We start from the raw sequence: 15,176 nt of genomic DNA on the forward strand, positions 1-15,176 counted from the left end.
GTTCTCCTTGTTTTGAACTGCTTTATTGAACGTGAATTTTACTTGCCGCTTTGAAGCTGATTTGGTAAGACTGGTGATTCTGCGCCTCAAACGTATACGGGCCTTCGTACGGCTCCACGTTTGTCAAAAGATAAGGGACGCTCAACTTTACGCCCTTATTGAGCAGATACGCCAGAAATTCCTGATCGTCATCAACTTCCCTAATGATGAAGCGGCTGCCGACTTCCAGCTCAATCAATGGTTTGCTTTCATAAACTTCGATCCGCCCCTCTTTGTCGGGTATCACGCCCCCATGCGGATCATATTTAGGAAAACCTAGATAAGCATCTAAACTATCGATCAAACGATCCGATGAGACATGCTCCAACAGTTCCGCTTCGTCATGCACTTCATCCCAGTTGAAAGCTAATTTCTCCGAGAGAAACACTTCCCAAAGCCGATGTTTGCGGATCAACTTATTTGCGATCAATTGGCCTTTTTCGGTGATTTGCACCCCTTGGTACGGGATGTGGCTGATCAGGCCATCTTTGAGCAATTTAACGGACATTTCGGTGACAGAAGCAGCAGATACGGATAAAGCCTGCCCGATCTGCTTATTGTTGACTAGCTGTTTGTCTCCACCCAATTCCATGATTACTTTCAGATAATCCTCTTTATGCGGTGTCATGCGCTCCCTCCTCTTTTTAGGCTAACCTAAACTATATTTTATATTATACGACAATTTCACTTGATTACAAGCTAAAAACCCACAATAATCCCTTCACTGTCAGTACATACTCCGCTTAGGCAACAGACTACGCTGGCTGGCGACAAATTGGCGGAGGCTATCGGGAAAGATGGACAATCCAGGATGCTATATCCGTCAACGAATCATAAAATTTTTTGTGCAACAAAAAAAGCCGGGAGCGTGTCCCGGCTTTTCCTTATCTGCTATTAACCTTTGTAGGCTGCGTAGATGATTTCTTTCAATTCTGAGATCAGTGGTTGTTTAGGGTTAGCTGTTGTACATTGATCTTCGAATGCCAATTCAGCTAAGCGGTCCGCATCGCGATCAAGCATTTCATCAGTGATGCCTTGATCCTTGAAGTTCATCTTGATGCCGACATCTTGACCTAATTTAGTGATTTCAGTAGCCAAAGCTTCTACCAATTCAGCAGTCGTGTTGCCTTTGAAGCCTAGGTAACGAGCGATTTCAGCGTAGTCTTCGTCTGCACGGAAGTACTCGTATTTAGCCCACAATGCATGTTTTTGCGGATCGAGCGCATTGTAGCGGACGATATGCGGCAACAGGATAGCGTTCGTACGTCCGTGGATCAGATCCCATTGTCCGCCGATTTTGTGTGCGATCGAGTGGGAAATACCCAGGAACGCATTCGCGAAGGCCATACCAGCGATTGTTGAAGCGTTGTGCATTTTTTCGCGTGATTCTTGGTCGCCGTAGTTGTATGAATTTCTCAAGTTTTCGAATACCAGTTTGATGGCTTGCAAGCTCAAACCTTTAGTGTAGTCGTTTGCCAATACGGAAACAAAAGATTCGATGGCATGCGTCAATACGTCCATACCAGTATCTGCAGTTACAGATTTAGGAACACTGTATACGAATTGTGGATCCACGATAGCAACATCCGGAGTCAATGCGTAGTCAGCCAATGGGTACTTGATGTGTGTTTCGCTGTCTGTGATAACCGCGAATGGCGTTACTTCCGAACCAGTACCTGATGTGGTAGGGATGCAGACAAGTTTCGCTTTTTCCATGTCCTTGATCTTGTAAGTACGTTTGCGGATATCCAAGAATTTTTGTTTAGCGCCGAAGAAGTCGCTTTCTGGGTGCTCATAGAACAACCACATCGCTTTGGCAGCATCCATAGGGGAACCTCCGCCGATTGCGATGATTGTATCCGGTTTGAAGTCGCGCATTTTTTCAGTACCACGGTTTACAGTATTTGTTGTCGGGTTAGGTTCAACATCTGAGAAGATTGCGTAAGATACTTTGTTGTTGCGTTGTTTCAATTGTTCGATGACTACATCCACATAGCCGAATTTGACCATGCCGTCGTCGCAGACGATGAAGACTCTTTCGACATCTTTCATGTCACGTAAGTATCTAACTGAATTTTCTTCGAAGTAAACCTTCTCTGGCAATTTAATCCACTGCATATTATTTCTCCTTTTAGCAACAGTTTTCACGTTCAATAAATCTAATGCAGAAACGTTATGAGAAACTGAGTTTCTGCCGTAAGATCCGCAACCCAAAGTTAATGAAGCGATATTGTTGTTATATAAGTCACCGATACCAGCTTGAGAAGATGGAGAGTTGATAAGCACGCGGCAAGCTTTCATTTCTTTTCCGAATTGCTCGATCAAATCATTGCGGCGAGTATGCAGTGCAGCCGAGTGACCTAAACCACCCAAATCAAGCATTTGTTTGCATAGTTCGAAACCATGCTCTGTGCTGTCTGATTTCATCATAGCCAATACTGGAGATAATTTTTCTCTTGACATTGGGTATTCTGCTCCGACGCCCGGTAATTCAGCGATCAACAATTTAGTGTTTGCAGGAACGTTCAATCCAGCCAATTCAGCGATTTTACGAGCGTGCATGCCGACAACATTCGGTCTCACGCCAGTTTTGGCGTCATTCATCACGACGTCTTCCAATTGTTGGATTTCTTCAGGTTTAGCGAAGTATACATTGTGCAATTGGAATTCTTTTTTGACTTCATCATAGATTTCGCTGTCGACGATTGCAGCTTGTTCTGAAGCACAGATCATACCGTTGTCGAACGTTTTTGAAACGATGATGTCGTTTACAGCGCGTTTAACGTTTGCTGATTTTTCGATGTAAGCCGGAACGTTACCAGGACCAACTCCCAATGCTGGTTTACCAGTAGAATAAGCAGCTTTAACCATTGCAGCTCCACCTGTAGCCAATACGACAGCAACTTCTGGATGGTTGATCAATTCAGCTGTTTTTTCCATTGATACGCCTTCTACCCATTGGATACAGTCAGCAGGTGCGCCTGCTTTGATGGCAGCATCGTAAACAACTTTTGCAGTTGCAGCCGAACATTTTTCTGCGCTTGGGTGGAAAGAGAAGATGATCGGGTTTCTTGTTTTCATACAGATCATTGCTTTGAAGATTGTTGTCGAAGTTGGGTTGGTTGTTGGGATGATACCGGCAACAACGCCTACAGGAGCGGCAACCTTCATGATTTGATCAACTTTATTGTCTTCGATGATTCCGACTGTTTTATTTTTTCTGATTGAATGCCAAATGTTTTCAGCGGCATACATGTTTTTGATACATTTATCTTCATAAACGCCTCGGCCTGTTTCTTCAACTGCCATTTTTGCAAGTGGCATATGTTGCTCCATTGCAGCTAATGCCATTTCGTGGACGATGTGGTCGACTTGTTCTTGGGTATAATCTTCAAATAGAGTCAAAGCTTTTTGGGCTTTTCCAGTGTAGTTGCTGATTTCTTCTTTTGCAGTCATCATGGGTTTTTTCTCCTCTAAAACTACTTTTTCTTTACTCATGTGAGATCCTCCTAAAAATGTATGTTATCCTTTTCACATGCTTATTATATTTCATGGGATTTCGTTTGTAAAGCGGATAAATGTGATATTCTTCACGTATTTTCCACACAGGCCCTGTAAGCGTGTTCAGCAGAGTTTTTTGTCTCTACTTGTTTTCACAAATAGTTAATGGAAACATTCTATTTCTCAACCTTTCGATTGTGAAATTATTATCATTGTTCGGAATCAGTGCCTTTAAAAAGTTTTTTTGGAATAATTTTTATGACGGAAACATATATGGTCGTTTTACGTCCCTATCCGTTTGATTTCCGCATTTACAAGGCACCCCACTCTAATAAATCCGCTTACTAATAGTTGAACCCCCCTTTTTTTGTATTTAGCGATTCATATTCGAGTGATAAACTTATTTCGCTTAATTTCGAGGGCTGAAATCGTCCCGCCTTTATGATGCCATCAAAAAAAGCAATCACCTCACAAGGATATTATACGAAAACACGTTTGGTTTTCCAAATCATACGTTATTATTTAAGTTTTTTAAATCAAGATGTCAGATAGTTATGCGGGTTCTCGCCAAACTCCTAAAAAAAAGCACAATACTTTGAAGTATTGTACTTTTCGCGTGGAACGATTCATAGGAAATCATCAAAATTCATTTCATCCAATGAAGAGACCTTATAGACTTGCGCTTCCAAAGCAACAAAGTCGAAGTAGTGGTTTACCGTCGTCTTCATGATATCCCGGATCTGTTGGTAATAATGCGGAGGGACGGTATGCTTCCAAGAAAATTCCTTGAAATAGCGATAGATATCGTCGACTTGGATGTTATCGTAGCCCAATTGATTGAACTCAGTTGCTTTCAGTTTGAACCAGGGCTCCAATTGATCATATTGCTTCTCTGATATATTCGGCAAATGCCGTCCCTCCTTTCCGATGAATCAAATCGCTTTACTCTTCGCTTTTGTCTTCTTGTTCTTGCTCTGATTCTGTTGCTGAATAATCTTCGACAATCGCATCATCAGTTGTGATAGTGGCAACTTTTGAAATACGTGAAATAGAGCGTTTTTCAAAAGTCAGGAAGATCCCTTCGCAATCCAATACGACTGTGTTATCCGCAGAATTGATTTCTTCGACAATTCCGTGCAGGCCGCCGATGGTGACTACTCTATCTCCTGGTTTGATTTGACTCAGCATGTCTTGCGTTTTTTGCGCTTGTTTCTTTTGTGGTCTGATCAGGATGAAATACATTACGCCGAACAGCACCCCATAAAAGGCAATCATGATTACTGTATCCATACATTTTCCTCCATCTGTGGATTATTTTTATCTATCATCCACTTTACCAAACTTTAGGATAGACTACCACCCAAAACCTAAAACTTCTTCGGATTTTCAACGTTGAAGCCATATTCTTCCACGAACGCTTCCCTGAATTCCAACAGATTGTCATCCATGATGGCTTGGCGCACATTTTTCATCAGGTTTATCAAGAAATGTAGATTATGGTATGAGGTCAAGCGCAAGCCAAATGTTTCATCAGCTTTGATTAAATGACGAATGTACGCACGTGTATAGTTTTTGCAGGTGTAGCAATCGCATTTTTCATCCAATGGCCGGAAATCCCGTTCATATTTCGCATTTTTGATGACCAAACGGCCGCTGCTTGTCATACACGTACCGTTCCGCGCTATACGGGTAGGCAAGACACAATCGAACATATCGATTCCGCGAATGACGCCGTCGATCAAGGAATCCGGCGCACCTACGCCCATCAGATACCTTGGTTTGTCCTCAGGCATGACTGGCGTCAGGTAATCCAGCACACCATTCATTTCTTCCTTCGTTTCGCCGACCGAAAGTCCACCAATCGAATAGCCTGGGAAATCCAAGGAAATCAGTTCTTTGGCGCTCTGCAGTCTTAAATCCTTGTAGCCTGCTCCTTGGATGATTCCGAACAAGCCTTGTTGATTGGGCTTTTTGTGGGCTTCAAGGCCACGCTCTGCCCATCTGGTCGTTCTTTCGACCGATGCTTTGATGTAATCATAGCTTTCGCTGTAAGGAGGGCATTCATCAAAACTCATGATGATATCGGCACCCAGTTGATTTTCGATATGGATCGCTTTTTCCGGTGACAGGAACATTTTCGAACCGTTCAGATGATTGCGGAAATGTACGCCGGCCTCCGTGATCTGTCTGTTCTGGCTTAAAGAGAAGACTTGGAAACCACCTGAATCGGTCAAGATCCCTCTGTCCCAATTCATGAATTTATGCAGGCCTCCTGCCTCTTCAACCAAGTCTGAGCCCGGTCTGAGCCATAGGTGATAAGTATTGCTCAGAATGATCTGAGAGCCCATCGCCTTCAGTTCTTCAGGAGCCATCGTCTTCACGGTGGCCAAAGTACCTACCGGCATGAACATGGGAGTCTGAAAAGTGCCGTGGGGGGTGATGATTTCTCCCAAGCGCGCACCTGTATGTTTTTCTTTTTTGATAAGGCGATAACGAATCGCTGGTTCAGTCAATGTATTCACTTCTTTCTTATAGATATCCGGCAATCAGTATACCACAGTCGCACACTATTTTCTTGTATTCGCTACTAAAAAAATGCAATCCGGATGCTTCGGATTGCATTTTTTGTTGCTTATTCTGATTGACTTGCGGTGACTGTCAACCACCCCTCGGAACGGCACATCATGGTTTTTTTGAGAGACGTTCACCAAGATTGAATCTTTTTGTAATCCGCGCTGATGGTTTTTGTCACTTCGTCGCCGACACCGCAGGGATATTCGATGCTGGCCGGCACCGAGTCCGGGAACAACGACAAAAGACGGCGCATATCCACCAATCCGGATTCCAGTCCGGATAAAACAATTCCGCTGTCCGTGATGGCAACGTTCTTGATGTGGATGTAGGTTACCGCTTCGCGCATTTGCTCTGCCGCGGCGAAGGGATCGCTGTCGATGTAAACGAAATTGCCTGTGTCAAAAGTCAGTCCGATGTCCAATGAGGCCTTGCGGGTTTCTGCAATGAACCCCATCAGGACAGCTGGGCTACCCTTCTTGGTGCTCTGGTCATTTTCGATCGTCAAATGAATGGGATAGGTCGTCAGCAATTCCCGTAATTCTTCAGCCAGCTTGGCTGTGAATTCCCTGAATTCCCCTAAAGTCAGTTTCAGCTGGACTGCATTCAATAGGGTGGCTTCCTCAAAATAACTGCCCAGTTGTCCATTCAACACGCCTGCTGTAAACAGTTCTGCCGGGACGGAATAGAACACCTTCAAGCCAGACTCCGAGGCTCGCTGGGCTATTTCCTTCATTTCCGTTTTGCCGGACAGGATGTATTCTCTTCTGACTTCCACAATCGGAAAGCCCATTTCCTTGATTTCCTTCAATATTTCTTTTTGTTCCACTTTATTGTCCGCAGATCTATGCATGTACGCTAAAGTGTTCAATCCGATCTCTCTTGCCATTCATCTGTCTCCTTCAATTTCCTATTTGCGGTCAAAGTCCGGCCTATCGAGTATTTCTTTGGCAATGACGGCTCGCATCAAAGCTTTCTGATTGCCGGAATATTTTTTCTTGTTATGAATGGTGGATTTCTCCATCCTTTTGGCAGTTTTCAATTCCTTTTTGTCTTCAGAAAAGACGGTGAAGTCATCGGCCAACCCCACGGCAGGATCCATATTATAGTCCGTAAACACCGGTACCTCATCGATTTCATCCGAGGGTTCCGTGTTCTTTTGGTCGCTGCCTGTTTTTGGCGGATTCGCCCGCAACAGCAACTGCCATAAATTTTCGCGGTTAACGAAAATCAGGATTTCCCTCCGCCAATTTCTCTTGGTCAAGATCCGGCTGACTTCCCTCAGATATTTTTCAGGCAAGCGCTCCTGAAAAAAGCCATAGACCTGTTCAGGCTTCAATGTAGCCAGTTTTTTGATCAGTTGTTTCGCATTCTCATTTCCGGCACCGTCCAACGACTGGCGAAATGTCTGCTGCAGGGCAGCTGCTTGGGCTGTGCCCACTCGAAGTCTGGCGTTCTCCGATAGCCGATTGATCCTCTTGACTATCGAGATGAGCACAGAAAGAAAGAACACCAGGAAAATGATCGGCAACAGAATCGGTAATAGAAAGGCTAGGCTAGTCATTCCGGTTCGCTTCTATCTGTCGGCAACTCCGAAATGCTGCTCCTCATTTCAGTATCCGCTATGATATTTTTCATTTTATAATAATCCATCACGCCTAGATTTCCATTGCGCAGCGCTTCAGCCAACGCCAACGGCACCTGCGCTTCGGCTTCGACCACTTTCGCCCGCATCCTTTGCACCTCAGCGATCATTTCCTGTTCCTCTGCGACCGCAAAAGCACGGCGCTCTTCCGCTTTCGCTTGGGCCACCCGCTTATCCGCCTCCGCTTGTTCCGCCTGCAGTTTGGCGCCCACGTTACGGCCGACATCAACATCGGCGATATCGATGGACAGTATCTCAAAGGCGGTACCTGAATCCAGTCCTTTTTTCAGGATCGTTTGGGAAATGGAGTCCGGATTTTCCAGCACGGAAGTGTGCATCTTGGCAGAGCCGACGGTTGTGACGATCCCCTCGCCGACACGGGCGATGATTGTTTCTTCGCCAGCCCCACCGACCAATCGTTCTATATTGGCACGTACCGTTACTTTTGCTTTGGCTTTTACTTCAATCCCGTTCATAGCGACACCCGCAATGATCGGTGTTTCGATGACTTTTGGGTTAACACTCATTTTCACTGCTTCCAATACATTACGACCGGCCAAATCGATGGCAGCGGCTTTTTCAAAACCTAAATCAATATCGGCACGCTGCGCCGCAATCAGCGCGTCGATGACCATATTAACATCTCCTCCGGCAAGATGATGCGCCTCCAATTCATTTATATCAATTATCAGTCCCGCTTTTGTGGCTTTTATCATCGGCTGCACGATCATAGAAGGAATTACCCGCCGCAGTCGCATGCCGACCAGATTCGAAATTTTGACTTTCACTCCCGAAAAGTAAGCCGTGATCCATAGACCAACCGGCACAAAGCGGAAAAATAAAGATAAAAACAGTACGACAAACAATGCAATAAAGATGAGTCCTATCAATCCTTCTGTCATTTTCCATCCAACTCCTTGACTGTAATTTTGACCCCTTCAACCTGGATAACTTGAATCTGTTTCCCTTCAAATATAATCTTCCCGTCACTGACTACATCGAGCACTACATCTCCGATAGAGACTTTTCCGGCAGGCCGCAGCGTCGTCGTGGCTGTGCCGATCATTCCCAAGAATTCGGAATAGTCTTTGCTGGACGAATAACCGCGCTCACGATTCAGGGATGTATCCAAAATCAATTTGCTGCGGTCCGGCAGGAATTTATAGCCTTTTTTCAACAGCAAGGATGTCGCTATCCCGGAAATGATGATGGCCAAGCTGACATCCAGTACACTTTCCAAAATACGCTCATTGTTCAAAAACAGGCCGGCCGCGACCATCAGGAAACCCGCGATCCCCACTAGCCCGAAATTGGGTATGAACAACTCCAGCATCAACAACAGAATCCCGAACATAAAAAGCAGCAATGTCAGCCAATTCCCACTCCCGAAATACATGAAATACAACAAAAAACTTAGGATGGCCGCACCTCCGAAGACATAATACCTCGAAGTGAACAGCATAAAAACCAGACACAGGAACCCGATGACCAAAAACAGCAAAATGAACGCCTCCTTCGGCTTTTTTCCGATAAAAGCAACAAACGGCCAGACTATTGAAGATAAAAATAAGAAAATTTATATTATCATTTTACCGCAAATACAAAAATAACAAAAGGAAATCCCTTTCAGGACTTCCTCTCTGCGTGCTGACTTGTCAAATTATTGTTGAAATTCAGTGAGATCGATGGTCTGGAACCCGACCTGATTGCCCACCAACGTCACCATCACCGCCTGATTTTCATGGATATCGCCCTTTATGATGGCACGTGCCAATGGATTCTCGATCTCAGCTGAGATGAATCTTCTGAGCGGCCGAGCACCATAAATTGGATCGTAAGCATTATCCGCTATCCAGGCGGCAACCTCATCAGAAACGGAGAGCTGGATCTGTTTGTCCGCCAGCCGGCCGGATAGTTCCTTGACCATTTTGACGATGATCTTTTTGACATCCTCTTTACTTAATGGTGTAAAGAGGATGGTATCATCAATCCTATTCAAAAATTCAGGTTTGAACGATCCTCTTAATACTTTCATGACTTCATTGGCCACTTCTTCCGGAATCGTACCATCGGACTGGACGCCTTCCAACAGGAGTTGCGACCCAATATTACTGGTCATGATCAAAACGGTGTTTTTGAAATCGACTACGCGCCCCTTTGAATCAGTCAAGCGCCCATCATCCAATACTTGCAGCAAAATGTTGAATACATCCGGGTGCGCCTTTTCGATTTCATCCAAGAGAATGATCGTATAGGGGCTTCGGCGGACCGCTTCCGTCAATTGGCCGCCCTCTTCATAGCCGACATAGCCAGGGGGTGCCCCGATGAGTCGAGAAACCGAAAATTTTTCCATGTATTCGCTCATATCGAGTCGCACCATATGTTCATCGGAGTCGAACAAATTTTCCGCCAAAGCTTTCGCCAATTCTGTTTTCCCGACCCCTGTGGGCCCCAGAAACAGGAAGGATCCGATCGGCCGGTTAGGTGACTGCAGGCCGGCACGCGAACGAAGGACGGCATTCGTGACGCTTTCCACCGCTTCTTCCTGGCCAATGACACGTTTATGCAGCGTTTCCTCCAATTTCAGGAGTTTGTCTCTTTCCCCCTCAACCAGCTTCGTCACCGGGATGCCCGTCATCCGTCCCACAACTGTTGCGATTTCGTTCTCGGTCACTGATTCCTGGACAAGATTGCCTTCTTTATTCCTGCGGGTTGCATTCTCTTTTTCGAGAGCCGCCAATTCTTTTTCCATCTGTGGGATGCTGCCGTGGCGCAAAACCGCCGCCCGTTCCAAATCATAATTTGCTTCCGCATCCTCCAATTGTCTGCGCGCATCCTCCAGGTCTTCCCGTTTAGCACGCAGCTTTTCGACCTCTTCCTTTTCGTTGCCCCATTTCATGCGCAATTCATTTGATTCTTCGCGCAAATCGGCCAACTCGACTTGCAGAGTCGCCAATCTTTTCTTGCTCTGATCGTCGGATTCCTTCTTCAGGGCTGCCTCTTCGATCTCCAGTTGCATCAATTTGCGGCTCACTTGATCCAACTCGGTAGGCATCGAATTCATTTCCACTTTTATGTTTGCGCACGCCTCATCGACAAGATCGATTGCTTTATCCGGCAGAAACCGGTCAGTTATGTAGCGATCGGATAAGGTCGCAGCCGCCACGAGGGCATTGTCATGGATGTTGACGCTGTGGTGGATTTCATACCGTTCCTTCAACCCCCTCAAGATGCTGATCGTATCGGCGACTGTCGGTTCTTTCACCAATACCTTCTGAAATCTCCGTTCCAGTGCCTTGTCCTTCTCCAGATTTTGGCGGTATTCATCCAGAGTGGTCGCTCCTATGCAGTGCAATTCGCCTCTGGCCAGCATAGGCTTCAGCAGATTGCCGGCATCCATGCTCCCCTCTGTTTTCCCAGCCCCGACGATCGTATGGATCTCATCAATGAAAAGGATGATGCGGCCGTCGCTTTTCTTCACTTCTTTCAATACCGCTTTCAGGCGTTCCTCGAATTCTCCGCGGTACTTGGCACCCGCAATCAACGAGCCCATATCCAATGAAAAGATTGTTTTGTCCTTCAGGTTATCCGGCACGTCTTTTTTCACGATCCGCTGGGCCAAACCTTCCACGATGGCGGTCTTGCCGACGCCCGGTTCACCGATCAGGATCGGATTATTTTTTGTTTTGCGCGATAAAATGCGGATTACATCCCTTATTTCTTCGTCCCGGCCAATGACCGGGTCTTGTTTCCCACTCCTTACCGCCTGCACTAGGTCTATGCCATACTTTTCCAATGCTTCATACTGATCTTCCTGATTCTGCGAAGTCACTCGGTCTCCACCTCTCATATCCTTAATTTTTTCGGCGATGATTTTTTCCGTCAGGCCTTGATTTGCCAGGAATTTGGTCAATGGATGATTTTTCAGTGTCATCAAGCTCAAAAGCACGGTATCAGTGGCGATGAAGTCGTCCTTCAGCTCTGATCGCTTGCGATCTGCTTCCAGAAAGAGGTTGTACAGGTTCTGACTGAATGTTTGCCCATACTGTACAGAAGTCCCTTCAATCACTACTGATTTGTCCAGTTCCTTATCAATGGCCGATTCAAATGCATCGACTGCAACCCCTGAATCAATATAAAAATTACGCGCAAAACTATCCGGCTGCAGAAATATTTTCCACAGATGCGCGACATCGATGGTCTGGTGCTTGCGCACCATGGCGATACGTTGCGCTTCCGCAATTGTCTCCTGCAGTGCTGTCGTCATTTTTTCCATTTCCATGTTAGTACCTCCTCGAAATTCTACTGCTTTGGTGCTTTATAGGACAAGTATACGACCATGGTCAGAATTGGTCAAATTATAACGTAAAAAAAAAGAACAACAAAGGTAATTTCCTTTGTTGCTCTTTTTATCATCGGATTCCTAGCGCGATGCGTGCATATCGGGACATCCTGTCGGTTGTCCAGGCAGGATACCAAACCAATTTCACTTGCGTTTCAGTTACTTCAGGAACGCTTTTCAAAGCACGGTGAATTTCATCGGTGATGACATCCGCCAATGGGCAGCCCATCGTTGTCAGCGTCATTTGGATCAGGCAGAATCCATCCTGTTCCAATTCCACTTCATAGATTAAACCCAAATTGACGATATCTATTCCTAATTCAGGATCTATCACTTGCTCAAGCGCCGCTAAGACGCGTTCTTTTATGCTTTCCAATTCTTCTTGCGAATATTGGGGATTTATTTCTTCAGTCATTGCATACACCTCTAACTTTTCAGGATTAATTTGATGATAACAGTTTGTGTGCAGAAATTCAATGTTAATATACGTTCCCCAAAAATACAGCCATTTCCTCAAAAATAGCGTAAGGAACCCGATGCCCTGCACCTTCTGTGGTCCGGAAGCAAATATTCTCCGCAAAAGCTTCCTCGCTGATGGAGTTGACGAACTGAGCCATCTGTTCGTACGGAACACTTTCGTCGGCTGTGCCGTGCCAGATGTAAAACGGCGTGTCCACGAGCGACTCCGGATGTTCTTTGAGGCTTAGACTTTCAAAAGGCGCCATCAAGACTTTGACTTTCTCATCATCAATCGGCGGCAAGCCTTCCACCCAGCGAGACTTCAATGCCCAATGGGATAACCCAATCGGATCCGGACTGCCCATCAAGCAGGCTGCCGAATGGATCCATGGATATTGCGTCAAGGCGATGCACGTCGTGATGCCTCCCATCGAAAGTCCTGTGACCGAAACCTTGTCTCTTTTTGCCAATCCCGCTTCGACGTAAAACGCTACAATATCAGGAAGTTCCTTGATGTTTTGCAGGACTACCGACCAGAATTCTGCCGCCGGCTCACCAGCATAGGCCTCATCTTTGCGTTCACCATGACGATAGGCATCAGGGATGACAACCCTCATGCCGTTACTGGCTAATGCATAGCCGGGCTCCAAACCTCTTTCTTTTTGGTTCGTGATACCATGATAAAAGAACGCGAGCGGAATAGTCTTGTTTTTCTTGTCTTCCTCTACGATTTCCAGAATTGGTATATTATTTATGAGTTTTCTTTCGATTACGATCAATTGGATCCCTCTTTTTCAGCTCTGATTGGCTGCTATAAGCAAAAATATTTTTCCAGATAGATGGCCAAGCCGTCCTCATGATTCGTATGCATCGTTACATCGTCGGCAATATTCTTTAATGCCGTGATTCCATTCTGCATGACGACACCGTGACCAGCATAGCGGATCATTTCCATATCGTTGTCCTCGTCACCGAAGGCAAGAATATCTTCCCGCTTGATGCCGTAGTTATTAGCGACCACTTCAACGCCAAGCGCTTTTTGGACACCGGCGGATACGATCTCAAGACAGGGCATCGTGCCACCCCACGTGCGGATTTCAATGGAATTCCCATAACGCGCCAATATCCGGTCACGGATGGCTTCCAAATTCCGTTCCTCCGAAAATACATTCATCGAAGTAGGGTTTTCCGACAGCGTATCCTTAGAAGTGATTTGCGTCGCCAGAAGATTTTTCGGGAAATATTCGTTTGCGGGCAACGTTGCGGTGGATGCAAACAGTTTATTTTTGCCTTCTACACAGATGAAGTCGATTCCCATCTCTTCACGTTGTTCGATCAGATCCATCGCAAAATCTTTGTTGAGCGTCTTATGATAATAATTACTCCAATTGCTGTCAGTGGGATTGTGGCATAAAGCACCGTTGAAGTTCACCAACGGAGTAGTCATCTTGAGCGTCTCATAAAACTCTTTGCTGTTTCTGTAAGGACGGCCAGTTGCGATCATAACCAGGTGATTATCCTTTTGCAACGTTGCCAGCACTTTTTTTGTCCGATCGCTCAACAACGACTGATTGTTGAGTGTAGTTCCATCCAAATCTAAAGCGATTAATTTTTGTTTCATAATTCCTCCTGCGGTTGCCGCTACAGAGACGAATACTCATTCGATCCCAAGCGACGGAAATTTGCTTTTTAATTCTGCTGTCATGACCTTTGCTATATTCGATCCGATCACGAGCATTTCGTATAATGGTTTGACATCCGTTGTCGAGCGGCCCAAAAGTCGAAGGAAAATCTCGCCATCCCCCGCCAGGCAAAGTGTATAATAAAAAGTTTTGGTTTGGTTCAATTCATTGATCAGTTCCAACAGGTTCACTTTATCAGCATAATTATTCAGGTAAGCCAATTTTCTGTAACTGATCTGAAAATCACTTTCGGCCTCATCTTTAGCGATGACTACACCAAACGGCAAGGAATGTTCTTTATCGAGATTGAATTTTCCTTGATACAAATACTGACCATTTTGGATGGGATGACTTTTCAGTGGCATGCCTTTTTCTTGGAATTTTTGATCAAGCGCTGCTAATATCGTCAAGACTATCACTCTTTTCATATATGGTGCTACAAGTATAGCACATTTTTCCCAAGAAATACGCTTCTCACGGTATACAAAAAAGGTCCGGAACCGAAGTCCAGACCTTTCCATATGACATGCGGAATATTAACGACGTTTTTCTCTGATACGAGCAGCTTTTCCGTGTAATGCGCGCAAGTAATAAAGTTTTGCACGACGCACTTTACCGAAGCGAACAACTTCGATTTGAGCTACACGAGGTGTGTGCAATGGGAATGTACGTTCCACACCGATACCGTTGGAAATTTTACGTACTGTATAAGTTTCGCTGATTCCGAATCCGCGACGTTTGATGACTACGCCCTCGAATAATTGGATACGTTCTCTTGTTCCTTCGACTACGCGAGCGTGGACGCGAACAGTGTCTCCAGGACGGAATGTAGGAATATCACTACGTAATTGTCCTTGTGTAATTGCTTCAATCAATGGTAATTGACTCATGTTTTTTTTCTCCTTCCAACCGACATTCATACACAATCATTCTGCAC

15 protein-coding genes are annotated in these 15,176 nt (G+C 45.4%); all 15 read right to left on the minus strand.

Annotation, left to right across the window (positions count from 1 at the left end; all coding sequences use genetic code 11):
• Positions 1–22: 22 nt before the first annotated feature.
• Positions 23–667: a metal-dependent transcriptional regulator gene (locus WBM30_RS09085; RefSeq protein ID WP_424900421.1), complete on the minus strand. Its 645-nt coding sequence runs from the start codon at positions 665–667 to the stop codon at positions 23–25.
• 266 nt (positions 668–933) lie between these two features.
• The gene (adhE, locus tag WBM30_RS09090) at positions 934–3,537 is read right to left on the minus strand and encodes a bifunctional acetaldehyde-CoA/alcohol dehydrogenase (protein WP_424900422.1); all 2,604 of its coding nucleotides are present in this window, start codon (positions 3,535–3,537) and stop codon (positions 934–936) included.
• A gap of 629 nt (positions 3,538–4,166) precedes the next feature.
• Entirely contained in the window at positions 4,167–4,448 is a 282-nt protein-coding gene (locus WBM30_RS09095; protein WP_424900423.1) for a post-transcriptional regulator, read from the minus strand.
• 34 nt (positions 4,449–4,482) lie between these two features.
• A complete protein-coding gene (gene yajC / locus WBM30_RS09100) occupies positions 4,483–4,830 on the minus strand; it encodes a preprotein translocase subunit YajC (RefSeq protein ID WP_108033845.1) in 348 nt (115 codons plus the stop codon).
• Positions 4,831–4,907: 77 nt separating this feature from the next.
• Positions 4,908–6,053, minus strand: coding sequence for a tRNA guanosine(34) transglycosylase Tgt (gene tgt, locus WBM30_RS09105; RefSeq protein WP_107996018.1), 1,146 nt, complete (start codon positions 6,051–6,053; stop codon positions 4,908–4,910).
• A gap of 191 nt (positions 6,054–6,244) precedes the next feature.
• Complete coding sequence (locus WBM30_RS09110) at positions 6,245–7,000, minus strand: sugar phosphate isomerase/epimerase family protein (protein WP_424900424.1); 756 nt, start codon at positions 6,998–7,000, stop codon at positions 6,245–6,247.
• A gap of 21 nt (positions 7,001–7,021) precedes the next feature.
• Positions 7,022–7,675, minus strand: a complete 654-nt coding sequence (locus WBM30_RS09115; RefSeq protein ID WP_424900425.1) for a hypothetical protein — start codon at positions 7,673–7,675, stop codon at positions 7,022–7,024.
• Positions 7,672–8,658 carry a flotillin-like protein FloA gene (floA, locus tag WBM30_RS09120; RefSeq protein WP_424900426.1) on the minus strand — a complete coding sequence of 329 codons (987 nt, stop codon included), beginning with the start codon at positions 8,656–8,658 and terminating at the stop codon, positions 7,672–7,674. The genes WBM30_RS09115 and floA overlap by 4 nt, the downstream gene beginning before the upstream one ends.
• Complete coding sequence (locus WBM30_RS09125) at positions 8,655–9,257, minus strand: NfeD family protein (protein ID WP_424900427.1); 603 nt, start codon at positions 9,255–9,257, stop codon at positions 8,655–8,657. The genes floA and WBM30_RS09125 overlap by 4 nt, the downstream gene beginning before the upstream one ends.
• A gap of 159 nt (positions 9,258–9,416) precedes the next feature.
• Complete coding sequence (gene clpB, locus WBM30_RS09130) at positions 9,417–12,038, minus strand: ATP-dependent chaperone ClpB (protein WP_424900428.1); 2,622 nt, start codon at positions 12,036–12,038, stop codon at positions 9,417–9,419.
• Between the two features lie 130 nt (positions 12,039–12,168).
• Positions 12,169–12,513: a metal-sulfur cluster assembly factor gene (locus tag WBM30_RS09135; protein WP_424900429.1), complete on the minus strand. Its 345-nt coding sequence runs from the start codon at positions 12,511–12,513 to the stop codon at positions 12,169–12,171.
• Positions 12,514–12,577: 64 nt separating this feature from the next.
• Entirely contained in the window at positions 12,578–13,336 is a 759-nt protein-coding gene (locus WBM30_RS09140; RefSeq protein WP_424900430.1) for a prolyl oligopeptidase family serine peptidase, read from the minus strand.
• Positions 13,337–13,368: 32 nt separating this feature from the next.
• Positions 13,369–14,178, minus strand: a complete 810-nt coding sequence (locus WBM30_RS09145; protein WP_424900431.1) for a Cof-type HAD-IIB family hydrolase — start codon at positions 14,176–14,178, stop codon at positions 13,369–13,371.
• A gap of 36 nt (positions 14,179–14,214) precedes the next feature.
• Complete coding sequence (locus tag WBM30_RS09150) at positions 14,215–14,649, minus strand: hypothetical protein (protein WP_233442740.1); 435 nt, start codon at positions 14,647–14,649, stop codon at positions 14,215–14,217.
• Positions 14,650–14,775: 126 nt separating this feature from the next.
• On the minus strand, positions 14,776–15,129 hold the full coding sequence (gene rplS, locus WBM30_RS09155; RefSeq protein WP_086628133.1) for a 50S ribosomal protein L19: 354 nt from the start codon (positions 15,127–15,129) through the stop codon (positions 14,776–14,778).
• Positions 15,130–15,176 lie beyond the last annotated feature (47 nt).

The organism is Trichococcus sp. (genome assembly GCF_049684335.1).
Taxonomy (GTDB): domain Bacteria; phylum Bacillota; class Bacilli; order Lactobacillales; family Aerococcaceae; genus Trichococcus.